This window comes from Exiguobacterium sp. KKBO11, from assembly GCF_001644945.1.
Classification (GTDB): domain Bacteria; phylum Bacillota; class Bacilli; order Exiguobacteriales; family Exiguobacteriaceae; genus Exiguobacterium_A; species Exiguobacterium_A abrahamii.
On the sequence record NZ_LUCU01000022.1, the window covers coordinates 750,621 to 775,429 of the forward strand.

General features: G+C 46.8%; 22 protein-coding genes, 15 tRNA genes and 2 rRNA genes. 10 read left to right on the top strand and 29 right to left on the bottom strand.

Annotation, left to right across the window (positions count from 1 at the left end; translation table 11 throughout):
* Positions 1–26: 26 nt before the first annotated feature.
* From AYO36_RS10805 to AYO36_RS10815, 3 genes are all read left to right on the top strand, one after another.
* Positions 27–932: a magnesium transporter CorA family protein gene (locus AYO36_RS10805; protein ID WP_023467340.1), complete on the top strand. Its 906-nt coding sequence runs from the start codon at positions 27–29 to the stop codon at positions 930–932.
* A 63-nt stretch (positions 933–995) separates the two neighbouring features.
* Positions 996–2,075 carry a DNA polymerase IV gene (dinB, locus tag AYO36_RS10810; RefSeq protein WP_064300387.1) on the top strand — a complete coding sequence of 360 codons (1,080 nt, stop codon included), beginning with the start codon at positions 996–998 and terminating at the stop codon, positions 2,073–2,075.
* 58 nt (positions 2,076–2,133) lie between these two features.
* The gene (locus tag AYO36_RS10815) at positions 2,134–2,346 is read left to right on the top strand and encodes a YhzD family protein (RefSeq protein ID WP_064300388.1); all 213 of its coding nucleotides are present in this window, start codon (positions 2,134–2,136) and stop codon (positions 2,344–2,346) included.
* 52 nt (positions 2,347–2,398) lie between these two features.
* Here AYO36_RS10815 and AYO36_RS10820 read toward each other — a convergent pair whose 3' ends face one another.
* Together AYO36_RS10820 and AYO36_RS10825 are read right to left on the bottom strand one after the other, a co-directional pair.
* Positions 2,399–2,773: a YlbF/YmcA family competence regulator gene (locus tag AYO36_RS10820; protein ID WP_023467337.1), complete on the bottom strand. Its 375-nt coding sequence runs from the start codon at positions 2,771–2,773 to the stop codon at positions 2,399–2,401.
* Positions 2,774–2,793: 20 nt separating this feature from the next.
* The gene (locus AYO36_RS10825) at positions 2,794–3,930 is read right to left on the bottom strand and encodes a DUF445 family protein (protein ID WP_064300389.1); all 1,137 of its coding nucleotides are present in this window, start codon (positions 3,928–3,930) and stop codon (positions 2,794–2,796) included.
* Positions 3,931–4,004: 74 nt separating this feature from the next.
* Here AYO36_RS10825 and AYO36_RS10830 point away from each other — a divergent pair, with 74 nt between their 5' ends.
* From AYO36_RS10830 to AYO36_RS10850, 5 genes are all read left to right on the top strand, one after another.
* A complete protein-coding gene (locus tag AYO36_RS10830; protein WP_050677719.1) occupies positions 4,005–4,838 on the top strand; it encodes a PucR family transcriptional regulator in 834 nt (277 codons plus the stop codon).
* 118 nt (positions 4,839–4,956) lie between these two features.
* On the top strand, positions 4,957–6,063 hold the full coding sequence (locus AYO36_RS10835) for an ABC transporter ATP-binding protein (RefSeq protein WP_023467334.1): 1,107 nt from the start codon (positions 4,957–4,959) through the stop codon (positions 6,061–6,063).
* A gap of 163 nt (positions 6,064–6,226) precedes the next feature.
* Positions 6,227–6,994, top strand: coding sequence for a transporter substrate-binding domain-containing protein (locus AYO36_RS10840; protein WP_064300390.1), 768 nt, complete (start codon positions 6,227–6,229; stop codon positions 6,992–6,994).
* Positions 6,991–7,641 carry an amino acid ABC transporter permease gene (locus tag AYO36_RS10845; protein WP_023467332.1) on the top strand — a complete coding sequence of 217 codons (651 nt, stop codon included), beginning with the start codon at positions 6,991–6,993 and terminating at the stop codon, positions 7,639–7,641. Before AYO36_RS10840 ends, AYO36_RS10845 begins: the two co-directional genes overlap by 4 nt.
* Before the next feature lie 141 nt (positions 7,642–7,782).
* A complete protein-coding gene (locus AYO36_RS10850; protein ID WP_023467331.1) occupies positions 7,783–7,971 on the top strand; it encodes a hypothetical protein in 189 nt (62 codons plus the stop codon).
* Between the two features lie 188 nt (positions 7,972–8,159).
* Here the strand turns inward: AYO36_RS10850 and AYO36_RS10855 are convergent, their stop codons facing one another.
* Both AYO36_RS10855 and AYO36_RS10860 read right to left on the bottom strand, forming a co-directional pair.
* On the bottom strand, positions 8,160–9,056 hold the full coding sequence (locus AYO36_RS10855; RefSeq protein ID WP_023467330.1) for an aldo/keto reductase: 897 nt from the start codon (positions 9,054–9,056) through the stop codon (positions 8,160–8,162).
* Positions 9,057–9,194: 138 nt separating this feature from the next.
* A complete protein-coding gene (locus AYO36_RS10860) occupies positions 9,195–10,931 on the bottom strand; it encodes a phospho-sugar mutase (protein ID WP_064300391.1) in 1,737 nt (578 codons plus the stop codon).
* A gap of 93 nt (positions 10,932–11,024) precedes the next feature.
* Here AYO36_RS10860 and AYO36_RS10865 point away from each other — a divergent pair, with 93 nt between their 5' ends.
* A complete protein-coding gene (locus AYO36_RS10865; RefSeq protein WP_064300392.1) occupies positions 11,025–11,843 on the top strand; it encodes a sulfurtransferase in 819 nt (272 codons plus the stop codon).
* Between the two features lie 41 nt (positions 11,844–11,884).
* Here the strand turns inward: AYO36_RS10865 and AYO36_RS10870 are convergent, their stop codons facing one another.
* Genes AYO36_RS10870 through AYO36_RS10885 form a run of 4 tightly spaced genes read right to left on the bottom strand, consistent with a single transcriptional unit; the run spans position 11,885 to position 18,077 of the window.
* Positions 11,885–14,308: a glycogen/starch/alpha-glucan phosphorylase gene (locus AYO36_RS10870; RefSeq protein WP_064300393.1), complete on the bottom strand. Its 2,424-nt coding sequence runs from the start codon at positions 14,306–14,308 to the stop codon at positions 11,885–11,887.
* A 28-nt stretch (positions 14,309–14,336) separates the two neighbouring features.
* Positions 14,337–15,788, bottom strand: coding sequence for a glycogen synthase GlgA (glgA, locus tag AYO36_RS10875; protein WP_029340919.1), 1,452 nt, complete (start codon positions 15,786–15,788; stop codon positions 14,337–14,339).
* A 14-nt stretch (positions 15,789–15,802) separates the two neighbouring features.
* Positions 15,803–16,903 carry a glucose-1-phosphate adenylyltransferase subunit GlgD gene (gene glgD / locus AYO36_RS10880; RefSeq protein WP_055967033.1) on the bottom strand — a complete coding sequence of 367 codons (1,101 nt, stop codon included), beginning with the start codon at positions 16,901–16,903 and terminating at the stop codon, positions 15,803–15,805.
* A gap of 13 nt (positions 16,904–16,916) precedes the next feature.
* A complete protein-coding gene (locus AYO36_RS10885) occupies positions 16,917–18,077 on the bottom strand; it encodes a glucose-1-phosphate adenylyltransferase (protein WP_023467324.1) in 1,161 nt (386 codons plus the stop codon).
* A 206-nt stretch (positions 18,078–18,283) separates the two neighbouring features.
* Here AYO36_RS10885 and AYO36_RS10890 point away from each other — a divergent pair, with 206 nt between their 5' ends.
* Positions 18,284–20,059 (top strand): transglycosylase domain-containing protein, encoded by a 1,776-nt coding sequence (locus AYO36_RS10890; protein WP_050677725.1) that lies wholly within the window; start codon positions 18,284–18,286, stop codon positions 20,057–20,059.
* A 1-nt stretch (position 20,060) separates the two neighbouring features.
* Here the strand turns inward: AYO36_RS10890 and AYO36_RS10895 are convergent, their stop codons facing one another.
* The 21 genes from AYO36_RS10895 to AYO36_RS10995 all read right to left on the bottom strand — a co-directional run.
* Positions 20,061–20,627, bottom strand: coding sequence for a DUF5366 family protein (locus AYO36_RS10895; protein ID WP_029340917.1), 567 nt, complete (start codon positions 20,625–20,627; stop codon positions 20,061–20,063).
* Positions 20,628–20,874: 247 nt separating this feature from the next.
* Complete coding sequence (gene trmL, locus AYO36_RS10900) at positions 20,875–21,348, bottom strand: tRNA (uridine(34)/cytosine(34)/5-carboxymethylaminomethyluridine(34)-2'-O)-methyltransferase TrmL (RefSeq protein WP_023467320.1); 474 nt, start codon at positions 21,346–21,348, stop codon at positions 20,875–20,877.
* Positions 21,349–21,351: 3 nt separating this feature from the next.
* A complete protein-coding gene (locus tag AYO36_RS17145) occupies positions 21,352–21,831 on the bottom strand; it encodes a methylated-DNA--[protein]-cysteine S-methyltransferase (RefSeq protein WP_064300394.1) in 480 nt (159 codons plus the stop codon).
* The gene (queG, locus tag AYO36_RS10910; RefSeq protein ID WP_064300395.1) at positions 21,806–22,966 is read right to left on the bottom strand and encodes a tRNA epoxyqueuosine(34) reductase QueG; all 1,161 of its coding nucleotides are present in this window, start codon (positions 22,964–22,966) and stop codon (positions 21,806–21,808) included. The genes AYO36_RS17145 and queG overlap by 26 nt, the downstream gene beginning before the upstream one ends.
* Positions 22,967–23,055: 89 nt before the next feature.
* Positions 23,056–23,126, bottom strand: a tRNA-Gly gene (locus AYO36_RS10915).
* Between the two features lie 38 nt (positions 23,127–23,164).
* Positions 23,165–23,235, bottom strand: a tRNA-Gly gene (locus tag AYO36_RS10920).
* A 4-nt stretch (positions 23,236–23,239) separates the two neighbouring features.
* Positions 23,240–23,320, bottom strand: a tRNA-Leu gene (locus AYO36_RS10925).
* A 36-nt stretch (positions 23,321–23,356) separates the two neighbouring features.
* A tRNA-Cys gene (locus AYO36_RS10930) sits at positions 23,357–23,430 on the bottom strand.
* A gap of 6 nt (positions 23,431–23,436) precedes the next feature.
* Positions 23,437–23,511 (bottom strand) — tRNA-Gly (locus AYO36_RS10935).
* A gap of 8 nt (positions 23,512–23,519) precedes the next feature.
* Positions 23,520–23,591: transfer RNA gene (locus AYO36_RS10940), tRNA-Gln, on the bottom strand.
* Positions 23,592–23,601: 10 nt separating this feature from the next.
* Positions 23,602–23,674 (bottom strand) — tRNA-His (locus AYO36_RS10945).
* A 9-nt stretch (positions 23,675–23,683) separates the two neighbouring features.
* Positions 23,684–23,754 (bottom strand) — tRNA-Trp (locus AYO36_RS10950).
* A gap of 4 nt (positions 23,755–23,758) precedes the next feature.
* Positions 23,759–23,842: transfer RNA gene (locus AYO36_RS10955), tRNA-Tyr, on the bottom strand.
* A gap of 31 nt (positions 23,843–23,873) precedes the next feature.
* Positions 23,874–23,949, bottom strand: a tRNA-Phe gene (locus AYO36_RS10960).
* A gap of 7 nt (positions 23,950–23,956) precedes the next feature.
* Positions 23,957–24,032, bottom strand: a tRNA-Asp gene (locus tag AYO36_RS10965).
* Positions 24,033–24,040: 8 nt separating this feature from the next.
* Positions 24,041–24,114: transfer RNA gene (locus AYO36_RS10970), tRNA-Met, on the bottom strand.
* A gap of 10 nt (positions 24,115–24,124) precedes the next feature.
* Positions 24,125–24,199, bottom strand: a tRNA-Glu gene (locus AYO36_RS10975).
* A 21-nt stretch (positions 24,200–24,220) separates the two neighbouring features.
* Positions 24,221–24,311 (bottom strand) — tRNA-Ser (locus AYO36_RS10980).
* Between the two features lie 26 nt (positions 24,312–24,337).
* Positions 24,338–24,412, bottom strand: a tRNA-Asn gene (locus tag AYO36_RS10985).
* A 6-nt stretch (positions 24,413–24,418) separates the two neighbouring features.
* Positions 24,419–24,534 (bottom strand): 5S ribosomal RNA (gene rrf, locus AYO36_RS10990).
* Between the two features lie 102 nt (positions 24,535–24,636).
* Positions 24,637–24,809, bottom strand: a 23S ribosomal RNA gene (locus AYO36_RS10995); the annotation flags it as partial.

A 24,809-nucleotide genomic window follows, 5' to 3' on the forward strand; every position in this document is an offset into this window, starting at 1 on the left:
CATTCTACTATATGGGAGTCATGAACATGGAACTGGAACCTCAATTTAATTGGTCCCGCTATCTCGATTTAGCTGACTATGAACAAACATTTCCGACGGCTGCCGTCGACCAATCCGAAATGGACTGGGTGACGCAGCTGCGATCGAAAGACATGAACTTCACCCGCTCGGAAAAAGGGGTTCTCTATGGCGCTGTCGTCACCTGGCAAAATCCTGTCGACAAAAGTGACCGCCGCTCGATTTGCTTTTATGTAACGAAAGAAAAACTGATCACGATCGGATTGTCGGATTCAATCGTGTCCCTGGTCGCTCCCTATTCTCCCGCGCATCCCTTTGCGGCTTTTTATACGATTCTTGCTTTACAGCTGAACACGTATTTTGCCGGTATCGATCAGTTTGAGACGGAACTATTCTCAAGACAAGATGAACTGCGCGGCAGTATAAATGAAGATTCGCTCGATAGTATCTTCGCGTTACGCGACACAATCGAGAACTGGTCCGATTTGATCGTTCCGTTTCAAGAGCTCGTCATGGCTGGCGAAGAATCATTTCTTGACGAGGACGCGTATCTCGAGGATCTCTCGTTGAAACTAGCTACGAAACGTGTCCGTCGTCTGTTGATGCTCATTGAACATTATCAAAAAGACATTGAGGTCCTGCTCGACTTATCGACGACCGTCTCGAACTTCCGTGGAAACGAAATCATGAAGGCATTAACGATTTTTACTGCCGTCGCGACACCGACGATGGCCCTCGGTGCGATTTGGGGGATGAACTTTAAAATCATGCCGGAATTAGAATGGAAATACGGTTACGCCCTATCCCTTGGTTTGATTTTTCTCTCGACCGGTGGCATCTTCTACTGGATGCGCTGGCGTGGATGGTTAGGCGCTCTTGTTCGGATGCCAAAGAACAGTCGACCAAAAAAATAGATATCAGAACATAAGTTCGTTATACTAATTGTATCATATCTACTGAAAGGAGACGCTTGTACGATGGAACGAAAAATCATTCATATTGATATGGACGCCTTTTACGCTTCCGTCGAGCAACGCGATCGTCCTCGATTAAAAGGTGTTCCCGTCGTCGTCGGTGGACCGCCTCATGCACGTGGTGTCGTAGCGACCTGTTCCTATGAAGCACGGAAATACGGGATTCATAGCGCGATGCCGTCAAGACGTGCCTTCCAGCTTTGCCCCCGTGCCGTCTTCATTCGTCCCCGCTTTGACGTCTATCGGGCTGTCAGTGCGCAAATTATGGAACTTTTTCGAGAAGTGACACCGCTCGTCGAGCCTCTCTCGCTTGATGAAGCGTACCTCGACGTCACGGAAAATTATTTTGATCAAAAAAGTGCGACCTATATCGCGCAATATGTTCTACAGCAAATTAAAGAACGAACAGGTCTGACGGCCTCTGCTGGTGTTTCGAACTCTAAGCTCGTCGCGAAGGTCGCATCCGGATACGAGAAACCGAACGGGATGACGGTCGTTCCTCCAGAGGACGTCCTCAGTTTCTTGTCTCCATTAAAAATTGGAGATTTACACGGCGTCGGAAAAGTCACGGAACAAGCGTTACGAAAACAAGGGATTGAAACCGTCGCAGATGTCCAAGCAATGCCGGTCGAACAATTACGAGCATTGCTCGGACGCGATCGGGGAACGGAACTGCATGCGATGGCACACGGGATCGACGAGCGTCCGGTTCGTCCGGAACGCGAGCGAAAATCGATTGGTTCTGAGACGACCTTCGAAGAAGATACGGAGGATATCGATACGATATTCGAGACGTTGATTCGAGAATCAAAATCCGTCATTGCGAGTCTTCAAAAAAAAGAACTCGTTTGCCGGACGATCACGATCAAGTGGAAGACCGATACATTCCAGTCACGTTCGAAACGGCATACATTTTCAGAAGAAACGGCGGACGAAGAACGCTTACTTGAGGAAACAACTAAATTGTTCAATGGTATCACCTTCGACGGACCGATCCGCTTGATTGGTATGACGGTCAGTCACCTGACTACTCCTCCCGCTGCGCGACAGTTGACGTGGCAAGACTTAGACCTGCGCTTGTAAAATGAATAGCTATTCATTATACTAAGTACAAGACCGATCAGACAAGGGAGGAACAAGTATGCAGTATACGATTACAGTCTTTTCAGATCGTGGTGAAACGTTACTCGATGACGTTTTTGAAGCAGACACAGATGGACAGGCACGAGAAGAAGGGGTTCGGCGTCTCAATGAGAGTGGGTACGCTCATCATGCCGCTCGCGTCACACGTTCAGGTCGTTTGATTCATTTCGAGCGCGCTTACTTGCCACGAATCGTTCCTACTTCATCTTGAGCCATACAAAAAAGGAAGACGGCCATAATGGCGCGTCTTCCTTTTTGATGACTTATTGAACGTCGTCTTGTTGCTCCATCATTGGCGCGTAGAGTTCTTCTAACGGCTTCATGATGATTTGTGTGACTTCCGTCAACATCGTATGCATCCGTTGCTCTTCTTGCATCAGCTGACTGATTAATGGGTTGTTTTGGACTTCAAGCATCTTTGTTTGGGCAGACGCCATATCGTCTGGTGTGATTTCTTCACCTTGCATCTGCTTTTGCTGTAATTCGAGTTGGATGTTACGGAACGATGCAAACAATTCGTTTGATTCCGGATCCGCGTTAACTTGCGTGTACAAATCTTTTAATGTCGTGTACTCCGAAGTCTCACGTAATGCACGCTCCAGTGTGTACGCGTGATCGTATAAGTTTGTTTCTGCCATGAGTAAAACCTCCAATTTGTTTAGACGAGATAAAGCCCCGCCTGTATCAATCCAATTAAACCACCTAACAACCCTCCAAGCCAAGTGATAGCCCGGAATTCTCGCTTGGAAATCGATAAGACGATTTCCTCGAGATACGCAGTATCCAGCAAACCGACCTCTTCTCGAACAATCGTTTCGAGATCAAGCGTTTGTAGAATTTGCCCGATTTGATTCGTCGTCCGTTCGAATAGATGATCGATGACGACAGGGACATGTTGCTCGAGTAATTGTGACTCGAGGGGATTCAACCAGACGCGTAATGGTGTAGCAAGCATCGATTCAATCGGTAAACGCGCCAAGACTTGTTCTTTGACGGTCTGTCGAATCCGTGACTCCGTCTCTTCTGTCATATAAGACGACAGTGGACGATCTAGTCCCTTTTGCCATTCCTGACGTAATAAGGCAAGGATGAACTGAGACGTCGACTCTGATTGAAGTACCCGTTTCAGCTCCGGCTGAATCATATCAACGACGTTGACGTTCGCGAGCAACATCCCGAACATCCCACCTCCGAGACGCTGTTGGATGAAACGAGCAACAGTTTCCTCGAGTTGTAGACGTCCTTCTGGTCCATCAAAATATTCCTCTGCTTGGTGCAATACGGATGTGACGAGTCTTGGCATGACCTCCTCGATTTTTTGTTCTCCGGCTTCCCCGATCAACTCGCGTACGGATTTTTCACGCCATTTACCCATGAGGAGTGAAAACTCCTGCTCCAAGTGATAACTGATTTTCCCTTGAATCCGTTGTTTTGGTTCGTCGATGAATCGACTAATCCACGCTTCCGTCGTCTCTTCTGAACGTGTCCATTTCATGACTTCTTGTTCGACGAGCCGTGTGACAGCTCCACGAACAGCTGGTGATGCGAGACGTTTCCCGATCCCTTCTGGCGTCAAGAGATGCTTGACGACCGTCCGTCCGAGATTCGCTGCTAGTTCATCTCGCCGTTTAGGAATCAGACCCGGCGTAAACGGCACGTGAAATTTTCCGATGTATTTCGGTTCAAGTGGTCGAAATAACATCCGAATCGCTAGATGATTCGTGACTGCGCCAATCAGAGCTCCAATGACAATGATTCCGACAAGTTTCAATACGAGTAAAAACGTATCTGACATAAGTTATCATTCCTTCCGATTTTCGACTTATGGTAAAGTCGAGATAGTTATGTACGATTTAGGAGTGATGCCGTGTGTTACGACAACTGATGACTGTATTCAATGACCAGCTTACGACCGATCCGAATGTTTATTGCCAGGAACAGTATAGCGTATATCGCCTTGAAGATGGACTCTGTTTTGGAATCAAGGCGACTGCCATCTCTGACCGCGAACAACAACTGCTTGATGTATTCGCTGAACGCATCATCACGACGTCGCGGTCTGATATCGATCTATGGCGAGAGCGTATCCAATCTGCTCATGCCCTCGAAGATCAGTCGTTCCGACTTGTCCATTTTTTGTTCAATCCAACCGATGAACGGACAAGTGAAGAAATTCAACAATTGCTCTCCTCTTTCTTTTCGCAGACGAGCATCCTTATTCCTTTTAGCACACACCGCTTCACGGTCGTCGAACGCGAAGAGTTTGTCATTGAGTCTGAACTATCCGATTTATTTTTAGCGTTACAATCTGATTTTGTACTCGACGGTAAGGTATTGCTTGGTCAACAACGTGCTGCAGGCGATATCGCCGTTCAGTTCCAACTTGAACAAGCAGCGCTTGCTTTCGTTCCTTCGATGCACATCGAACGCTTCTTGCCTGCCATGATCCGTCTTGCGAGTCTAGATGACCGGCACCGCGCGACACTCGTCGATCAGTTCATTCGTTCCCTCGAGGCAGAGTCTCGTGAGACGATCCTTGCTTTTTGCCGAGCTAATTTGAACGTCTCCCTGACAGCAAAACATCTATTCTTACATCGAAATAGCCTCCAGTATCGACTCGACCGATTGACGGAGCAGACTGGAATCGATGTTCGCTCATTTGAAGGCGCTACTTTCCTCTATACCTTACTTCTTGTAGCATGATGCCTAATTGAAAACGTTTGCATTTAGTCAGGTTGTCCATAGGCAGACTCCCTGACTTCTTTTATACTAAATCTTGTAAGCGTTATTATTTCATCATTTACATTAGGGGGAACTACACATGGCTGAAATTCGTCTTGAACATATCGATAAAATCTACTCAGGTGATGCAAAAGCGGTTGATGACTTCAACCTTCACATTAAAGATAAAGAATTCATCGTCTTCGTCGGACCATCAGGTTGCGGTAAATCAACGACACTTCGAATGATCGCTGGGCTCGAAGAAATCTCAGGTGGGGATTTCATCATCGATGGCAAACGCATGAACGATGTAGCGCCAAAAGATCGCGATATCGCGATGGTCTTCCAAAACTACGCGTTGTATCCACACATGAACGTCTTCGATAACATGGCATTCGGATTAAAGCTTCGGAAGTTCCCAAAAGATGAAATCAAGCAACGCGTCGATAACGCAGCTCGTATCCTTGGTCTTGAAGAATACCTCGAGCGGAAGCCAAAAGCACTCTCTGGTGGTCAGCGTCAACGGGTAGCGATTGGTCGCGCCATCGTTCGTGATGCTAAAGTCTTCTTGATGGATGAGCCGCTCTCGAACTTAGATGCTAAATTGCGAGTACAAATGCGTAAGGAAATCATTCAGCTACACAAACGTCTTGAGACGACGACGATTTACGTTACGCATGATCAGACGGAAGCGATGACGCTTGCGACACGAATCGTCATCATGAAAGCGGGTATCATTCAACAAGTCGGTACGCCGAAAGAAGTCTATGATCACCCAGATAACATGTTCGTCGCTGGATTCATCGGTTCACCATCGATGAACTTCTTGACAGGTAAATTAGCGGAAGACGGTCTCTTCCACGTTTCAGGAACAGAAGAGAAGTTCGAAGTACCAGAAGGAAAAATGAAAGTTCTCCGCGATCGCGGTTACACGAACAAGGATCTCGTCCTCGGAATTCGTCCAGAAGACATCCATGCGGAATTGATCTACCAAGACACGAAAACAGCGCATCGCTTCCCAGCACATATCGAAGTATCCGAATTGATGGGTGCAGAGTCTTATCTCTACTCAAAAGTTGGACAACAAGCGTTCACGGCACGTGTTGATTCACGTTCACACGTCGAGATGGGATCGCAGCTTGATCTCTTCTTCGATATGACAAAAGCACACTTCTTCGACTCTGCGACGGAAGCAACGATCCGTTAATCGTATCATCGATCAGTTACGATGTTTCAGACTGTCCTTTTAAGGGCAGTCTTTTTTATTGACAGACGTTCCTGTAACTTTGTATGATACTGCTTGTAGCTTAAAATTAATCCTATTCGAAAACTAGGAATTGAAATCATTCATTTATAAAGGAGAGAGCGCTATGAAACACGGTTTGAAATTAGCTGTAGCAGCATTATCGACAGCGGGGGTGCTTGCAGCATGCGGCGCTTCGAACGACAACGCAGGTTCTGATAAAGAGTCAAAAGTCATTACAGTCGGTACAGAAGCAACGTACCCACCTTTCACGTATAAAGAAAAAGGAAAATTGACAGGTTATGACGTAGACGTCATGAACGAAGTCGCAAAACGCGCCGGCTATAAAGTCGATTACAAAGCGATGGACTTCAAAGGACTCATCCCAGCACTTGATTCAAAACGGATCGATGTCATCGCGAACCAAATGGGAATCACGCCTGAGCGCCAAGAAAAATACGCTTTCTCTGATGCGTATACGGTCTCTGGTTCAACGATCATCGTCAACAATAAAACGAACGATATCAAAACACTCGAAGACTTAAAAGGAAAGACAGTCGGTTCGACACAAGGTTCACTTTATGCAAAAACGGCTGAAGAAGCTGGTGCGAAAGTGAAATACTACAAAGGCGCGAACCAAGTCTTGAAAGATCTTGAAGCAGGTCGTGTTGATGCTGCTATGAACGATCGTCTCTTCGTCTTGACGGAGCTGAAGAAAGCAGGCTACAAAGTTAAAGCGGTCGGTGAAACATTCGACAAGAACGAATCAGGCTTCATGATGGCAAAAAACAGTAAGTATACAGAAGACTTCAATAAAGCACTCGCTGATATGCAAGAAGACGGCACTCTTGCAAAAATCGGTAAGAAGTATTTCAACGAGGATATCAGTAAGTGAGTGAATTACTGACGATCGTCCGAGATAACTCGGACGTCTACGCAAAGGCGATTGGTACGACCCTTCTTGCAAGTGGTCTCGCCATCGTCTTTGCGCTTATTCTCGGGTTGATTCTTGCCGTCATGCGTGATAGCCGTCTTGCCGTCTTTAGCGGTTTTGCACGTTTATACGTCTCCTTCTTCCGAGGAACACCATTGCTGTTACAAATCCTGATTTTATACAATGGTCTCGTTGTCCTTCAATTGACTGGATTCCAAGCTCTCGCCTTCGGCTTATCGCTTCACTTTTCTGCGTATATCTCGGAATCGTTCCGGGCTGCCATCTCCTCTGTCGATCGTGGACAATGGGAAGCCGCTGACTCGCTCGGTATTCCGCGCCGTAAGACATTCAAGGACGTCATCTTGCCGCAAGCACTATCTCGGGCGATTCCACCACTTTCGAACTCTGTCATCGATATCATCAAATCGACATCACTCGGTACGATTGTTGCTGTTGAGGAATTGACATACGTCTCTGACCAGATTTCAGCTACGACGTATCTTGTCATGCCGTTGCTTCTATTCTCAGCTGCGATTTACTGGATCATGTCAACACTCATTCAAAGTGTTCAGCATCGCTTAGAGGCACGATTCAGCATTCCAGAATGAATTTTCCACACTTGGAACCGTCAGGATTTCAAGTGTGTTTTTTTAGATTTTTTTAGGTTTAGCACTAGGCAATCCGGGAATAATCAAGTATACTAATAAAAATCAGAATTATCTGACAACTTATAAAGGAGCGTGGCCGAGATGAAACAAGTAATTGAAGCTTTCCGTAGACAAGATGCAGAGCAGCGAATTCCAGTGCTACGTCTCGAAATCGATTATGAGCTCAGTACGCTCTTCGATGCGATTCAAGCCAATGACCAAGCTGCCATGTCAGCAAGTAAAGATCGTTTAGATAAATACCGTCAGGAGATGCTTCGCTTAGAAGCTTAACCTCATAGATCCCCCATCTCTCCTCCCCCTTGAGATGGGGCTTTTTTTGTTTACTTTTAAATGAGAGGAACACTCTATTCGTAAACGAAGGAGAGGATCGCTTCCGGATGATATATCGGAAACGATCCTCTCACTTTATTTCGCTAACGGACAACGTGCGCATTGATCCGCTTCTATCTTAAAACCAATTAATCGACGTCACGACCACGTGATGCCTTTAAAATCTCAAACCACTGTTCGCGTGTCAAAGACAATTTCGTCGAACGAACAGCAGATTCGATGCGTTCAATCTTACCAGAACCAACGATTGGCATGATACGTGCTGGATGTTTGAGCAACCATGCATATGCGACTTCATCGATTTCTTCTGCCCCGATCGACTCTGCGATTTCAGCTAATTTTTCGCGTAACGGTGCATATTGCTCGTCCTTGAAGAGACGACCGCCTGCAAGCGGACTCCATGCCATCAACGGCATCTCATTTTCATGACAGAGATCAACGGATCCATCCTCGAAATGTTTCAGTTCCGAAACCGACAACTCGAGTTGGTTCGTCACGAGCATGAATGGTAAGCGCGACTGAATGAGACTTTGTTGCGCAGGTGTATGGTTCGAGAGACCGAATGTCCGTACCTTTCCTGCATCCTTCAACTCTACGAACGCTTCAGCAATCTCGTTCGGGTCCATCAACGGATCTGGACGGTGAATCAACAACGTATCAACATACTCGACACCGAGTTCTTGAAGAGAACGGTTCACTTGTTTGATGATATGCTCTTTCGTCGTATCATAGAATGATAACGACTGATCCGAGAAATGATTCCCTTTCATCTTGATACCCGTCTTCGTGACAATCTCCATCCGGTCACGTAATTCCGGTTTTAAAGCAAGCGCTTCTCCGAATAAGCGTTCATTCGTGTAGTCGCCATAGATATCCGCGTGATCAAACGTCGTAATTCCTAAAGCAAGGCATGCTTCGATCAATTCGAGACGCTCTTCTTTCGTCATCTCCCATTCATTCAATCGCCATAAGCCATGAATAATGCGTGAGAATGATAAATCTTCTGTTAGTTGAATCCGTTCCATCTGTCTTCCAACTCCTCTATCGTATAAACTCTATCTCGTTTACTGTACCTCAAAATGGTACCGGTTGCACGGATTTCACTTTTTGATGCTTTGAGATAAAAAACAGGACCCCGTCGATGACGTGATCCTGCATGGGACTTATTGAATTTGTTCGACTTCTTGCATGACTTCATCTTCGATCTGCTGACGTTTCCGTGTCGTCTCAGCAGCATCTGGTGACGTGACGCTGAAGTAGAATTTGATTTTTGGTTCCGTACCCGATGGACGAAGGCAGAACCATGATCCATCGCTGAGCGTAAACTTCAGTACGTTGGATTTTGGCAAGTTGATTGGTGAAGGTTGATGCGTCTTCAAATCGTGGGCGATGCTCGCATCATAGTCCTCGAATAAGACGACCTGTTCTCCAGCCACTTGTTTTGGCGGATTCTCACGGAACGTATCCATTATACGCCCGATCTGTGCCACGCCATCCTTCCCTTTGAGCGTTAGAGAGCGGAGTGATTCTTCGAAGTACCCGAACTGCTCGTAAATCGCCTGTAATGCCTCATAGAGCGTCCGTCCTTCTTTTTTGTGATACGCAGCCATCTCAGCAGCTAACAAGCACGCTTGGACGGCATCCTTGTCTCGGCAGAAGTCTCCGATGAGATAACCATAGCTCTCTTCATAGCCGAAGAGATACTCATATTGACCCGATGCGTTGTATTGTTTGATTTTTTCCCCGATGAACTTAAAGCCTGTCAACGTGTTCTCGACATGAAGATCATAGTGACGCGCAATCAATGCACCCAGTTCTGAAGTAACGATCGTCTTCGCGACGAATCCGTTCGCTGGAAGTGTTCCCTGTGCCGCTTTTTGTGAAAGGATGTAGTCGAGCAATAACGCTCCCGTCTGATTCCCTGTCAGGACTGTCCATTCTCCGTCTGCATCACGTGTTGCGACTCCAACACGGTCAGCATCGGGATCCGTCGCAATCAAGATGTCTGCATCTGTCCGGTCACCATATTCGATCGCCAGTTTAAAGGCAGCATGTTCTTCCGGGTTCGGCGACGTCACGGTCGGGAACGCACCGTCTGGTTCCGCTTGCTCCTTGACGACTGTCACCTGTTCGAATCCGTAACGTTTCAATCCTTCTGTTACAGGCACAAGACCTGTTCCGTGAAGTGGTGTGAAGACGATTTTAAGTGGATCCGCTAATTCCGATTGAATCGAAGGTAAGACACGAATCGTTTGTAATTTGTCTTGGTACGCTTCGTCGAGTTCTTCTCCGACACGGACGATCAATCCGTTCGCACGAAGGACTTCTTCTTGCTCAAGTTCAATCGACAGCTCATCTTCGATTTGGCTAACGTACGAAACGAGTTCATCCGCTTCTTTTGGTGGAAGTTGTCCACCGTCATCCCCGTATACTTTATAACCATTGTACTCTGGTGGGTTGTGACTCGCCGTGATGACGATCCCCCCCGCTGCTTGTAAAGACCGAACTGCAAACGAAAGTTCTGGTGTCGGACGTAGACCGTCGAACAGATACGCTTTGATACCGTTACTTGCGAGCGTCCGTGCCGCCTCCAGCGCAAATTCTGGTGAGAAATGGCGTGAATCGTGTGCGATGACGATTCCTTTTGCTGCCGCTTCTTCCCCCGACGCCTTAATGAATGCCGCGAACCCTTGTGATGCTTTTCGGACCGTATATACGTTCATCCGGTTCGTCCCGACACCGATTTCCCCACGCATACCACCTGTTCCGAACTCGAGTTCTTTATAGAATGCCTCTTCGGCTGCTTTTTCATCCGTTGCTAGCGTGACTAATTCTTCTTTTAATGTACTGTCTAAATCAGCGAACTGATCCCATTTTTGATATGTTTCTTTCCATGACATGGTAAATCGACTCCTTTTTTAAATGAGGGTAAGACTTGCGATGATGCGATACCTTTCATATGATTAACACTAGAAAGGGTAAGGTGATGAGGCATGTTTCCTACGATTCAAATGGCAGATCTTCAACAGCTCGTCCGAACGGATCAGATTCGCTGGTTTGACTGCCGATATGACTTGCAACAACCTGAATATGGACGAAATGCTTTCTTGGAACAACACGTCGAAGGTGCACAGCACCTGGATTTAACGACTGACCTTTCCGGTCCCATCGATGAGGTCGGCGGTCGGCATCCGCTTCCTTCAAAAGAAGCGTGGCAACACACACTGGAACAGCATGGTGTGACACCAGAAGACTTCGTCGTCTTGTATGACGATGGTTTTCCTTATGCAGCTCGTGCGTGGTGGTTATTTAAATGGATCGGACATGAGCGTGTCGTCGTCCTTGAGGGCGGATTCTCCTCTTACCTAGCGTTCGATCTTCCGGTCACGGACGACGTTCCTATTTATGAACCTTCTCAGTACGCGCCTCGTTTTCAAGATGAGATGCTCGTCTCGTTCGAAGAGCTGAAGGATCAGCTGACAGAAACGATGGTCATCGATTCCCGTGCGCCCGATCGATACCGTGGAGAAATCGAACCACTCGATCACGTCGCCGGCCACATTCCAGGTGCCGTGAATTGTTTCTTCGAACAAGCACTCTCACCAGATGGTCGCTTACGGGACGCGGAAGATTTGAAAGAATTGTACGCCGACATCCTACCGGTCACAGCACCTATCCTCTATTGTGGAAGTGGTGTGACAGCGTGTGTCAATGTCATCGCTCTCCATTCACTCGGGAAAACCGATGTCCGGCTTTATGCCGGCTCTTATAGTGATTGGGTCAGCCGTGGTGAAGATGTCTCCCGTTCGTAAGCATCAGACACTGACAGAAACATCTGTCAGTGTCTTTTTGTTCAGAGTTGAATCGGTTTGATGTTCCAGATCGCATTCGCATACTCTTTAATCGTTCGGTCACTTGAGAACACACCTGACCGCGCAATATTAAGAATGACGCGTTTATACCATTCTTCTGGTTGCTGATACATCCGATCGATTCGTTCCTGCGCTTGTTGATACGACATGAAGTCTTTCAGGATCAGATACTCATCATTATACGTCAATAATGAATCGTAAATCGCTTGGAATTCACCTGGAGCAAATAAGGTTCCGTCAACGAGACTATCAATAATCCGTCGTAACTCGGGTTGGGCATTGTATTGATCGTATGCACTGTAACCACCGTACTGCTTATAATTCATGACTTCTTGCGGTGTTAAGCCGAAGATGAAGATGTTCGCATCCCCGACCTCGTCTCGAATTTCGATGTTCGCTCCGTCGAGCGTTCCGATTGTCAGTGCACCATTCATCATGAACTTCATGTTGCCGGTTCCAGAGGCTTCATAACTTGCAGTCGAAATCTGTTCACTGACGTCACTTGCTGGGAAGATTTTCTCAGCAAGCGATACACGATAGTTTTCTAGGAAAACGACTTTCAAGTACGGACTGACGTCTGGATCATCGTTAATCAAGCGTGCCAATGCATTAATGTAACGAATGACTTCTTTTGCATAATGATAGCCTGGCGCCGCCTTTGCACCAAAGATGAATGTCCGCGGTGTCATCGTGAAGGAACGGTCTTCCTTCAGACGATAGTAGAGCGAATGAATGTGTAATGCATTCAAGAGTTGACGTTTGTACGCATGCAATCGCTTGACTTGAACATCAAAAATCGAGGTTGGGTCCACGACGATACCGGTTTCTTTTTCAATGAGCAACGCTAATTCTTCTTTACGCTGAAGTTTGATCTCGGCGATGTCCTTCTGTAATGCTGAATCCTCTGCCCATTTCGTCAACTTTTGCAAATCGGATGGATGCTGAATCCAACTATCCCCGATTGCTTCTGTCACACGATTTGCCAGTGCTGGATTCGATGAGAGGAACCAGCGACGATGTGTAATTCCGTTCGTCTTATTATTAAAGCGAAGCGGAAACATCTCATAAAATAGTCGCATCTCGCGCTGCTTCAGAATCTCAGTATGAATTTGAGCGACACCATTCGTCGAATGCGTGCCGACGACAGCCAGATTCGCCATGTTGATCCGGTCATCCGCGATGATGGCGATATCTCGCATATGCGCTTCCATGTGTGGATAGTTTGCAAGCACATCCTTACAGAAGCGTCGATTGATTTCCTCGATAATGAGGTAGATGCGCGGTAACAAGCGACGGAACAAATCGATCGGCCAGCGCTCGAGTGCTTCTGACAGTAACGTGTGGTTCGTAAACGACATGACACTCTTCGTGATGCGCCATGCTTCTTCCCATCCAAATCCTTCTTCATCGACAAGAATCCGCATCAACTCCGGAATCGCGACGACCGGATGTGTATCGTTGATATGGATAGCGATATGGTTGCCGAGTTGCTTCAATGAATGATTTCGCTTTTTAAAGGACGTCAAGATACTCCGTAATCCGGCAGAGACAAAGAAGTATTGTTGCTTCAAACGCAACTCTTTTCCTTCATACGTCGTATCATCCGGATACAGAAACTCTGAAATCGTCTGAATCGATTGTTTATGTGCCAGTAAATCTTTATAGTTCCCACGGTATTGGCTAAGTAATTCATCATCATCAAGTGGAGACTCAGCACTCCAGAGTCGCAGGTTATTGACGACCTTGTTTTGATAGCCGACGATCGGCATATCGTACGGAACAGCACGGACGATTTCAGCCGGCTCATGATGGACACGATATCCATCACCGACTTCTTCGAGCCAGACATGTCCACCGAATGGAACATCGACCGCTTTATCAGAACGTCTGATTTCCCACATGTTCCCGTTCTTCAGCCAGTTATCCGGTAACTCGACTTGATAACCATCAATGATTTTTTGCTTAAACAGACCGTACTGATACCGGATCCCGTTCCCGTGTCCAGGCAGACCCAGCGCAGCCAGGGAATCGAGGAAACACGCCGCGAGACGACCGAGCCCTCCGTTCCCAAGTCCAGGTTCCGGCTCTTCTTCTGTCAAATCACTGAGCTGATATCCGAGTTCGTCAAGTCCCCGTTCCACATCCTTTAAGACATCAAGACTCAATAGGTTGTTATGCAGGAAACGTCCGAGTAAAAACTCGAGTGAAAAGTAATAGACTTGCTTACTTTTTTTATGGATATACGTTTCCTTCGTCCGTAACCAGTCGGTCGTGACCGTCTCACGTACCAGATAGGCAAGTGTCTGATAGATATCGTTTTCTGTTGCTTCTGTTATTGCCTTGCCATGCATCGAAACGAATCGTTCCGTAAACCTCTCCTTGAACTTCTCTTTATCTTTGAACATGACGTAACCCCTTTTCCCAGTGATACGATCAAGTGGCGGACGGTGCAATCAAACGATATAAAGCCAAGTATTCGTCGGCTGAACGCAACCAACTGAAGTCCTCATTCATCGCTGTCTCAATCAAATGCTCAAAGACTGGTCGATCATGATAAACCTCAATCGTACGTTTAATCGCTTCTAAAAACTCATGTGCATTATAATTCGCGAACGAGAATCCATTCCCTTCTAACGTGAACTGATTGAACGGTTTAACCGTATCACGGAGCCCACCTGTTTCCCGAACGACCGGTAAACAGCCATACTTCATCGAAATCAACTGACTGAGACCACACGGTTCAAAACGCGAAGGCATCAAGAAAGCATCACTTCCTGCATAGATCCGTTGTGCGAGACCAACGTCAAATCCGATATAAGAAGCGATTTTGTCTGGACGAATCGATGTCGCATGATGGAACAACCCTTCATATTCCGCTTCACCCGATCCGAGAATGATGAACTGCGCATCGAGTTCGAACAAGTCTGGTAAGATATGCGCGAGTAAATCGATTCCCTTTTGGTCGACAAGACGAGAAACGAAACCGAACAGTGGTACGTCCGGATTGATCGGGAGACCTAGTTCCTCTTGTAAGGCAGCCTTGTTTTTTGCTTTTCCTTCCGTGACGGTATCAACGGAATACGTCTCAACGAGATGCGTATCATGAGCAGGATCAAATTGACGATAGTCGATTCCGTTTAAGATTCCACGCACGTCGACAGCGCGATGTTGCAAGACCGGCTCAAGTGTCTCACCGTAATACGGATCCATGATTTCATCACGGTACGATGGACTGACTGTCGTGATTTGATTGGAGTGGACAAGTCCTGCCTTCATGTAATTGACGAGACCGTTATGAGCGATCCCATCCGCTGTGAAATGTTCATGACTCAAACCAAGTAAGTCACCGAGCACTTCTTCCGGGAAGACACCCTGGTACTGTAAGTTGTGGATCGTAAAGACCGTTTTAATATCTTGATAGCGCTCAAGATGCTGATAATGGATGCGTAAGAACGCTGGAATCACACCTGTTTGCCAATCGTGACAATGGATGACGTCCGGTACTTCCTTTCGATCCAGATGTTGAATCATCTCAAGGACAGCACGTGAGAAATACGCAAACCGTTCCGCATCATCGTAATGTCCATAAATGACGCCATCCCGTTTGAAGTAGTACTCATTATCGATGAAATAGAACGTCACACCATCTTGTTTCAATCGGAGGACAGCACCAAATTGCTGGCGCCAGCCGACCGGTACGATGAAGTCGAATAAAAACTCCATCTCTGATTTGTATTGCTCCTTGATTTGACCGTAATTGGGTAAGACGACTGAAACGTCCGCCCCTTCCTCAGCAAGCGCTAAAGGGAGCGAGCCGACGACGTCAGCTAGCCCCCCTGTCTTGATGAAGGGTGTCGCTTCCGTGGCAGCAAACCATACCTTCATGAATGACATCTCCTTTAAACGATTGTTTGTTTTTTGATGACGATTGGTTCTTCTGCCGTTCCGCGGATGACTTGACCGCGTTTGACGGTGACTTCTTTATCGAGAATCGCGTACTCAACGACCGCGCCTTCTTCAATGACTGATTTTTGCATGATGATCGAATTCTTGATGCGAGCGTGTTTACCGACTTTGACACCACGGAACAAGATGCTGTCCGTTGTCGTTCCTTCTAATTTACAGCCGTTCGCGACAAGTGAGTTCTTGATGTCAGAGCCCGGTAGATAACGTGTCGGGGGCTCATGCTTGATTTTCGTATAGACGTGCTGGAAGTCATTGATTGCTCCCCATTGTTCAAGCAACAGCATGCTCTCACGATAGTATGAACGAAGCGAGTGAATGACTTGTGATGTACCACTGTACTCATAACCGTGCACGTGTAGACGGTTCAGTTGTGAACGAATGATACTCTGAAGTAAATCGTACTCACCACGAGCAATCGCTTCATCAATTAAACGAACAAAGAGATTTTTCGATAGAACGACCGTCTCCATGTAGAACGTCTCATCCGTCGGCTGGAATCCGCGTGATCCAATCGCTGTCACGCGATTCTGTTCACCAAAACGAATCGGGCGGCAGTATTTACAAGGTAGTTCACGCTTCGTATAGACGACCGTAATATCCGCATTCGATTCTTTATGTTCACGTAATACATCGCGATAATCCACCGCGGATAAGATGTTTGAACCAGAGACGACGACATAGTTTTCCTTACTGCGAAGGAAAAAATCACGGTGAAGGTGGAAGTTCGATAGATCCCCACGGAACTCGTTCGCATCTTGTGACAATGCAGGTGGGAAGATATAGAGTCCACCGTTTGAACGGTCAAGATCCCACTCTTTACCAGATCCAAGATGGTCCATCATGCCACGATATTTCTCGAGCGTAAAAATCCCGATGTTCGCGATATCGTTTTGTACCATGTTCGTTAATGTAAAATCGATCAACCGATAACGCCCTGCAAATGGAACTGCCGCTAAGTTACGATGCTCCGTCAATTCCTTGAAAAAGCCTTCTTCCCCACTCAGATTGATGACACCTAATAAATCGACCTTCATTCGAATATCCCCCTTATTGAATTGCTTCTTTGATGACTTCGTTCTTCTTGACGATACTGTCTGCTTCGATGACGAAAACTTCTCCGTCTGGAGAACCAATCGTTGCACCATCTTCTACGATCACGCCATCTGCTAAGATCGCCCGGTGAATCGTGACGTCTCGTCCGATTTTGACGTTCGGGAAGATGACCGAGTCTTTGACGAGTGATCCTTCTGCTACATCGACACCGTAGAAGAGAACCGAATGATTGATTTCTCCTTCGATGTGGCATCCTTCGTTGATGATCGATGTCTCGACTGTCGCAGCGTTTCCAATGTATTGTGGTTGCTGATTCGGGTTGACCGAATGTACTTTCCATGACGGTTCATACAAATCGAATTCAGGCTCTGCCGTCAATAGATCCATGTTCGCTTCCCAAAGGGATTGAATCGTCCCGACGTCTTTCCAGTATCCTTTGAATTTATACGCACGGATATTGAGATTTTCAAAAAGCATGTTCGGGATGATATTTTTACCGAAGTCAAAGCTTGATTCCGCATCGCCGGCATCTTGAATCAAGTGGCGTTTTAAGATATCCCAGTTAAAGACATAAATCCCCATCGATGCAAGATTTGATTTCGGATTTTTTGGTTTTTCTTCGAATTCATTGATTCGTAAGTCATCGTCCGTATTGAGGATACCAAATCGCGGTGCCTCGTCCCATGGTACTTCACGTACGGAAATCGTGACATCAGAACCCGTCACACGGTGTTCCTCAATCATCTTTTCGTAGTCCATTTTATAAATATGGTCGCCTGATAGAACAAGAACATATTCAGGGTCAAATTGATTGATATAACTCATGTTTCGATAAATAGCATTTGCTGTGCCCTCATACCAGTTTTTACCGTTCTGTGCTTGGTATGGTGGAAGAATCGTTAATCCGCCATTACGGCGATCCAAATCCCATGGACTTCCGATGCCAAGGTATCGATTCAACTCTAATGGTTCGTATTGCGTCAACACGCCAACTGTATCGATTCCTGAGTTCGTACAGTTCGAAAGTGGGAAATCAATGATCCGGTATTTTCCTCCAAATGCAACAGCTGGTTTCGCAGTGTGTTTCGTCAAAGCTCCCAGACGTTTCCCTTCTCCGCCTGCAAGTAACATCGCAACGACATTCTTTTTAGCCATTTCGTCCCCTCCATTTATGCTCTTTTTTTACAGATGACTCGCGTTCTAAAATCCACAGATACTTCTATATACCCAATCTTTTCTCTTTTTAATATAACATTCCTGCAAAATAGGTTTATTAAAATACAAAAATCGAAAAAAAATCTATTGATTTCTCCATAAAAGACCGATAATAGGAATGAAATGGCTTTTTGAAAGGAGTTCTCATGCGAATTACGACAGGATATCTCGTCTTACTTGGTCTTACAATGATGCTTCTGTTTTCCTTATTTTCAATTAAAGATGAGTTAAAAACAGCACGCACACTTTTTTTCTGGGCCGATGAACAGACGACACGACATCCACTGACCTCCTACCAACCAATCACCGTAACCTATGAAAACAAACGGGTCGAGCTCTATGACGGATTGCGACGGGATGACTTAACACCTCGAACATTGCCGAAAAAAGTCGAGCAAGCGTTTGTTGCTATCGAAGATCAGCGTTTCTATCAACATGACGGATATGACATCACAGGAATCTTACGCGCGTTTACGAAAAACCAGTCTGATTCTAAATCTCAAGGTGGCAGTACGATCACACAACAACTAGCAAGAATGACATATCTAACAAACGAAAAAACATATACTAGAAAAATAAAAGAGTTGTTAATTGCTGTGTCTTTGGAGCAAAAATATTCGAAAAAAGAACTGATGACAGCGTATGTCAATCAAGCCTATTTCGCGAATAATATTTATGGCATCGAACTTGCCGCAAAATCCTATTTCAATAAGCCGGCACGTGAGTTGAGTTGGTCTGAAATCAGTTTTCTGACAGCAATTCCGAATAATCCTTCTCTTTATGACCCGCTGCGCTTTCCTGAAAACACAAAAAAACGTCAGCAACGAATCGTTCAAGCGTTAATACGCGATCGTGTACTGACGAAAGATTTTGCTATTTCTCGTGTGTCGCCTCGATCCTATAAACCGAGTGTCCCTTATCCGGACTATATCGATGCCACCGTTCAAGCTGCCGTTCGGATGACCGCTCAAAAAAAGGGTTGGAGTGAGAAGCATGCTGCAGAATATCTGCATCAACAAGGGGCGGTCATCTCGACATATCTCGACTCAGCAGAACAACGACGGGCTAAGGAAGCTCTTCGCAATCTACCCAACCCGATTGAGGGGGCTTATGTTGGCATCGACGGACAAACACACGGAGTCACGGCTCTTGTCGGCTACAAATCGAATTTGACAGGTCAGTTCAACCGAGCAGTGCAGTCGTACCGACAACCTGGTTCAGCCATCAAACCGTTACTTGTCTACGGTCCTTACCTTGAGAAGACGAAAGCCCGCTTGTCGAGCACGTTAGACGGTAGTCCCGTCTGTATCGATGGATACTGTCCGTCAAATAGCGGAAATCGAATTCTCGGACAAGTAACGATTGCCGATGCGATCGCTTATTCCTATAACACACCAGCAATTCGAGCATTTGCTGTCTCTTTCCGAGAAGGATTGAAGTCCATCCGTCCATTCCAGTTTAGCCAATGGACACGTGAGGATGATGCCTTTACGAGTGCTCTAGGTGGGTTGCAATACGGGATCAGTCCATATGAACTGACGAACGCTTATTCCGTATTCGTCAATGACGGGATCTATCGACCGGCATCGATGATCAAAAGTATTACGCTTAAAAATGGAACGGTCGAACGACCACAAGAAAAAGAACAACGGATTTGGTCCAGTCAGACGAACCGGGAATTACGGGCTGGTTTAAAGAATGTCATGACGTATGGAACGGGACGCAAAGGATATGATTCCTCTGCGCGCTATATCGGAGGAAAAACAGGAACGACGAACGATAACAAAGACATGTGGTTCGTCGGTATTAAAAATCAACATATCGGAGGGATTTGGCTGGGGGCAGATCGCCCGCGTCCCTTCCCTGTTGAGGCGAATGCAACGTTACAAGTCCAGACGTGGGCGACGATTTTACGTCCTTAAGTCAACTCGGAAATAAAATCGCTTCCCCGAACGAATTGAATAAAGTCAGACCGACCCACGATAGACCAGCAAGCAGAACACCCCAGGCTAAGAAAGAAAAGATAATCAAACCGACGGCTCCTGCTGCACTCGTCATTTTACTAATTTGTACCGTGTAAAAGATGAAGTAGATGAAAAAAGACACAAGCAACACGATTCCGACATGCAAGAAGGACGTCATGAAGGCGAAGCTGACACAACCTCCGATAAGTAGCAGAATACTTCCCGGACGTAACATGCCGAGTGTCGTACCCTCTTGTTCCTTGATGAAAAAGGCGAAACCGAGCTGATTGATCGTATCCGATAATAATTTCAATGAACTGAAAATCATGAAGTAAACGATCAAAAAGCCGAGCCAAACGACAAGCTTCGTATCGCGTGCCGTCAAGAGTTGTAACAATTCATCGTACACACCAACTTGATCGAGCCAATGTAATGCGAGTTCCGTCGTTGCAATCGCAAGGGACGTACTAAATAACAAGATGCTGATCAGCGGAGCATAACTTAATAGGTAAACGTTCGTACGCATGTGGAGTCTCCATTCATAGAAAATTCATATGTAGCACACAATTTCACTTACAGGTATACTATAATAGATTATATCGGTTCAAGAGACTGAAGGGGGAAACAAAAATGGCATTTATCTTAATGGTCGGCGTAAGTCTTGCGTTTTTGACAGCAATCTTCACTGCAGGCTACAACAAAAAACCTGAAGGTAACGAATAATTCATAAAAGCTCCATCCTACTTCAGGATGGAGCTTTTGCTTATCTTACGTTACAGAAGTCCTGCATAGCCTTGCTGACGCAATGCTTCATAGACGATGATCGCTGCCGTGTTTGAGACGTTCAGTGAGCGAACGAGATTCGATTGGGGTAGACGGATACAACGCTCTGCGTTCGCATCGATGACTTCAAGCGGTAATCCTTTTGTTTCCCGACCAAAGACGAAGAAATAATCCTGTTCAACATCCGATAAGTCAATTTGGCTCGGGTACTGTTCTCCATATTTCGTAATATAGTAGAAAATACCTTCCGGATGCTTCTCCCACAGTTCTTCTAACGAATCATGATAACGGACATCGACGAATTCCCAATAATCAAGACCCGCACGTTTAAGCTGCTTATCGTCCGTCGAGAAGCCGAGCGGTCGGATCAAGTGAAGGACGGAATGCGTCGCTGCACATGTGCGTGAAATATTTCCTGTGTTTTGAGGAATCTCCGGTTGATACATAACAACATGAATAGCCATGGTTCAATTCTCTCCTATCTCATGCGCTAAAAGCGCTTCTTTATGGGCAATCCCACTTGCAAAACCCGTCAGTTTACCAGTCGACCCTATGACACGGTGACACGGATAAATTAACGCAATCGGATTCCGGTTCAAGGCACCACCAACGGCTCGTGCTGCCTTTGGTTTCCCGATCATTCGAGCCAGTTCACCGTAACTGATCGTCTGACCAAACGGAACGGTTCGTAAAGCGTGCAACACTTGCTCCGCAAACGGTGTGACACGCAACTGACAAGGAAGTGTATCAAGCGCTTGTCGATCGCCTCCTGCGTAACGATCAAACGCCATGCGCCAAGCTTTCGGTAATTCACCGTCGTCGGTTTCTTCTTGCAAATAGGTTCGAGCACGCTCTTCATTCAATCCAAAATCGAGATACACGATTTGCTCTTTTTCCCATGCGACGAGCAATGTACCAAACTCATAAGTGAGCTGTTGAAATGGCATCTGCTTCCCCCCACTCCTCAAGTAACCGTTGTCCTTCTGTCTGCACATCCACTGCAGTATCGGCTAAAAGACGTGATTCGATATATGACTTTTTTTCAATTCCACCAATTCGACCGACTGCCCAGAGTGCAAGCGCCCGCATGTCTTCCCTGGCATCCGTTTCTGTCATTAACCGTAGCGCCTCAATCGCGCTCTTGTCTCGATAATGGACGAGCGCACAAATCGCATTACGCTGAATCGGCTTTTTTCCACGCCATGCGCCAGACAACGTACCGAACCGGCTCTTGAACTCACGATTACTCATGGATAAGAGTGGAACTAAGAGCGGTTTGACTTGTTCTGGATCCGGCTGCAGTTCAGCGTGATGTGTCGCATTCTTCTTCCGGTTATACGGACATACTTGCTGACACGTATCACAACCGTATAGACGGTTCCCAAGCGCCATTCGGAATGGTTCTGGTAGTAATGTTTTCGTCTGCGTCAAAAACGAGATACACCGTTTAGCGTCGATGACGCCAGGTTCAACAAGCGCATCCGTCGGACAAGCGTCGATACACTTATTGCATGTCCCGCATAATTCTTCGACTGGCTGATCAGGCGGTAGGACGATATCTGTAATCAGTTCACCAAGATAGAGATAGGATCCGTGCTCCTCACTGATGATCGAGCAGTTTTTCCCACTGAATCCGATACCTGCTCGTTCTGCTACTGCTCGATCGACGAGTTCTCCTGTATCGACCATCGAGCGCGTCCTTGCACCTGGACTCAATTCTTGAATTTTTTCTTCAAGTAACGTCAAGCGTTGTCGCAACGCCTGGTGATAATCCAGTCCCCAGGACGATCGACAAAAAATCCCCCGTCGCTCCCCTTCCTTGCCACGAGGTGCATTTTTGAGAGTACTTGGATACGCGACCGCAATGGCAATGATCGAAGCAGCATCTTCTACGAGTAACGCAGGAGTCGTTCGTAGATCGAGATCGGGCTCTTCGAAACCAGAAGCAAATCCTTTCTCCTGTTGTGCTTGGAGTCTACGTTTTAAAACAAGAAACGGATCAGCCGTCGTCACCTTCAGCTCATCGATTCCAATCTCTGCTGCGTACTCTTGTAAAGCCAATTTCAATTGTACACCATCCATCACGATCTACTCCTTTCCTCTTTAAAATCCCATTCCTAAACAAAAAGAGCAAAGTGTCAGCGAAAACGACACATTGCTCTTTTTTAGTAAGCGGGTGAAGGGAATCGAACCCTCGTCATCAGCTTGGAAGGCTGAGGTTTTACCATTAAACTACACCCGCATGATCAGGTGAAACATCAGATTGTGTAAAAAGTATAAAGCGGGTGAAGGGAATCGAACCCTCGTCATCAGCTTGGAAGGCTGAGGTTTTACCATTAAACTACACCCGCAAGATACCGGTGGTCGGAATCGAACCGACACTCCAAAGGAACACGATTTTGAGTCGTGCGCGTCTACCAGTTCCGCCACACCGGCACAATCTCTTGCAAAACTATTTAATTGAGAAATAGTTGGAGGCGCCAGTCAGAATCGAACTGACGATAAAGGAGTTGCAGTCCTCTGCCTTACCACTTGGCTATGGCGCCACTCATTGGAGCGGAAGACGGGATTCGAACCCGCGACCCCGACCTTGGCAAGGTCGTATTCTACCACTGAACTACTTCCGCTTGAAAAGCTGGGCTGGAAGGGATCGAACCTTCGCGTGCTGGAATCAAAATCCAGTGCCTTACCACTTGGCTACAGCCCAATAATAAGAGGGCGACTGATGGGAATTGAACCCACGAATGCCGGAATCACAATCCGGTGCGTTAACCACTTCGCCACAATCGCCATGGTAAACAGGGGCAGCAGGAATCGAACCCGCGCTGACGGTTTTGGAGACCGTAGTTCTACCGCTAAACTATGCCCCTATGGTGGTGGGGGGGGGCGGATTCGAACCGCCGAACCCGAGGGAGCGGATTTACAGTCCGCCGCGTTTAGCCACTTCGCTACCCCCCCACAAATGGGAAAATCATGTTGTTGATAAAGATGGTGGCTTTGGACGGAATCGAACCGCCGACACAAGGATTTTCAGTCCTTTGCTCTACCAACTGAGCTACAAAGCCTTAACAATGGCGGTCCTGACGGGATTCGAACCCGCGATCTCCTGCGTGACAGGCAGGCATGTTAACCGCTACACCACAGGACCGTATGTAATTGCGGGGGCCGGATTTGAACCGACGACCTTTGGGTTATGAGCCCAACGAGCTACCAGACTGCTCCACCCCGCGACGCTATAAATGGTGACCCGTACGGGATTCGAACCCGTGTTACCGCCGTGAAAGGGCGGTGTCTTAACCGCTTGACCAACGGGCCATTATGAATTGAAAGTGATGATGGCGGAGAGCAAGGGATTCGAACCCTTGAGACGCTTTTGACGCCTACACGATTTCCAATCGTGCTCCTTCGGCCACTCGGACAGCTCTCCATTGTACGTGGTGAAGAAGTAATAAATGGCTCCGCAAGTAGGATTTGAACCTACGACCTACCGGTTAACAGCCGGTTGCTCTACCGCTGAGCTATTGCGGAACGATCGCCTGGCAGCGTCCTATCCTCACAGGGGGAAGCCCCCAACTACTTTCGGCGTTCAAGTGCTTAACTTCCGTGTTCGGCATGGGAACGGGTGTGACCACTTGGCTATCGCCACCAGACATTTATTATCTTAACATTATGTTCACATAACGTCAAGACTTTTTTTCGTTTTTTTGAAAGGCTCGCGCCCTCAAAACTGAAGTCATCAACAATGCATCTGCTAGAACAAGGCCTCGACCGATTAGTATCACTCAGCTCCACATGTCACCATGCTTCCACCCGTGACCTATCTACCTCATCGTCTCTGAGGGGTCTTTCTTGATTACTCAAAGGGAAATCTCATCTTGGAGGGGGCTTCATGCTTAGATGCTTTCAGCATTTATCCCGTCCGCAC

What these genes read in the sequence shown, in the direction of transcription:
- AYO36_RS10835 (WP_023467334.1), top strand. Translation starts at nt 4,957, where the DNA reads ATGGCTGAAATTCGTCTTGAACATATCGATAAAATCTACTCAGGTGAT.
- AYO36_RS10895 (WP_029340917.1), bottom strand. Translation starts at nt 20,627, where the DNA reads ATGCGTACGAACGTTTACCTATTAAGTTATGCTCCGCTGATCAGCATC.
- queG (WP_064300395.1), bottom strand. Translation starts at nt 22,966, where the DNA reads ATGGATGGTGTACAATTGAAATTGGCTTTACAAGAGTACGCAGCAGAG.
- AYO36_RS10805 (WP_023467340.1), top strand. Translation starts at nt 27, where the DNA reads ATGGAACTGGAACCTCAATTTAATTGGTCCCGCTATCTCGATTTAGCT.
- AYO36_RS10890 (WP_050677725.1), top strand. Translation starts at nt 18,284, where the DNA reads ATGCGAATTACGACAGGATATCTCGTCTTACTTGGTCTTACAATGATG.
- AYO36_RS17145 (WP_064300394.1), bottom strand. Translation starts at nt 21,831, where the DNA reads ATGCCATTTCAACAGCTCACTTATGAGTTTGGTACATTGCTCGTCGCA.
- AYO36_RS10825 (WP_064300389.1), bottom strand. Translation starts at nt 3,930, where the DNA reads ATGTCAGATACGTTTTTACTCGTATTGAAACTTGTCGGAATCATTGTC.
- AYO36_RS10820 (WP_023467337.1), bottom strand. Translation starts at nt 2,773, where the DNA reads ATGGCAGAAACAAACTTATACGATCACGCGTACACACTGGAGCGTGCA.
- AYO36_RS10855 (WP_023467330.1), bottom strand. Translation starts at nt 9,056, where the DNA reads ATGGAACGGATTCAACTAACAGAAGATTTATCATTCTCACGCATTATT.
- AYO36_RS10840 (WP_064300390.1), top strand. Translation starts at nt 6,227, where the DNA reads ATGAAACACGGTTTGAAATTAGCTGTAGCAGCATTATCGACAGCGGGG.
- AYO36_RS10860 (WP_064300391.1), bottom strand. Translation starts at nt 10,931, where the DNA reads ATGTCATGGAAAGAAACATATCAAAAATGGGATCAGTTCGCTGATTTA.
- glgA (WP_029340919.1), bottom strand. Translation starts at nt 15,788, where the DNA reads ATGAAGGTATGGTTTGCTGCCACGGAAGCGACACCCTTCATCAAGACA.
- AYO36_RS10885 (WP_023467324.1), bottom strand. Translation starts at nt 18,077, where the DNA reads ATGGCTAAAAAGAATGTCGTTGCGATGTTACTTGCAGGCGGAGAAGGG.
- trmL (WP_023467320.1), bottom strand. Translation starts at nt 21,348, where the DNA reads ATGGCTATTCATGTTGTTATGTATCAACCGGAGATTCCTCAAAACACA.
- AYO36_RS10815 (WP_064300388.1), top strand. Translation starts at nt 2,134, where the DNA reads ATGCAGTATACGATTACAGTCTTTTCAGATCGTGGTGAAACGTTACTC.
- AYO36_RS10850 (WP_023467331.1), top strand. Translation starts at nt 7,783, where the DNA reads ATGAAACAAGTAATTGAAGCTTTCCGTAGACAAGATGCAGAGCAGCGA.
- AYO36_RS10870 (WP_064300393.1), bottom strand. Translation starts at nt 14,308, where the DNA reads ATGTTCAAAGATAAAGAGAAGTTCAAGGAGAGGTTTACGGAACGATTC.
- glgD (WP_055967033.1), bottom strand. Translation starts at nt 16,903, where the DNA reads ATGAAGGTCGATTTATTAGGTGTCATCAATCTGAGTGGGGAAGAAGGC.
- dinB (WP_064300387.1), top strand. Translation starts at nt 996, where the DNA reads ATGGAACGAAAAATCATTCATATTGATATGGACGCCTTTTACGCTTCC.
- AYO36_RS10865 (WP_064300392.1), top strand. Translation starts at nt 11,025, where the DNA reads ATGTTTCCTACGATTCAAATGGCAGATCTTCAACAGCTCGTCCGAACG.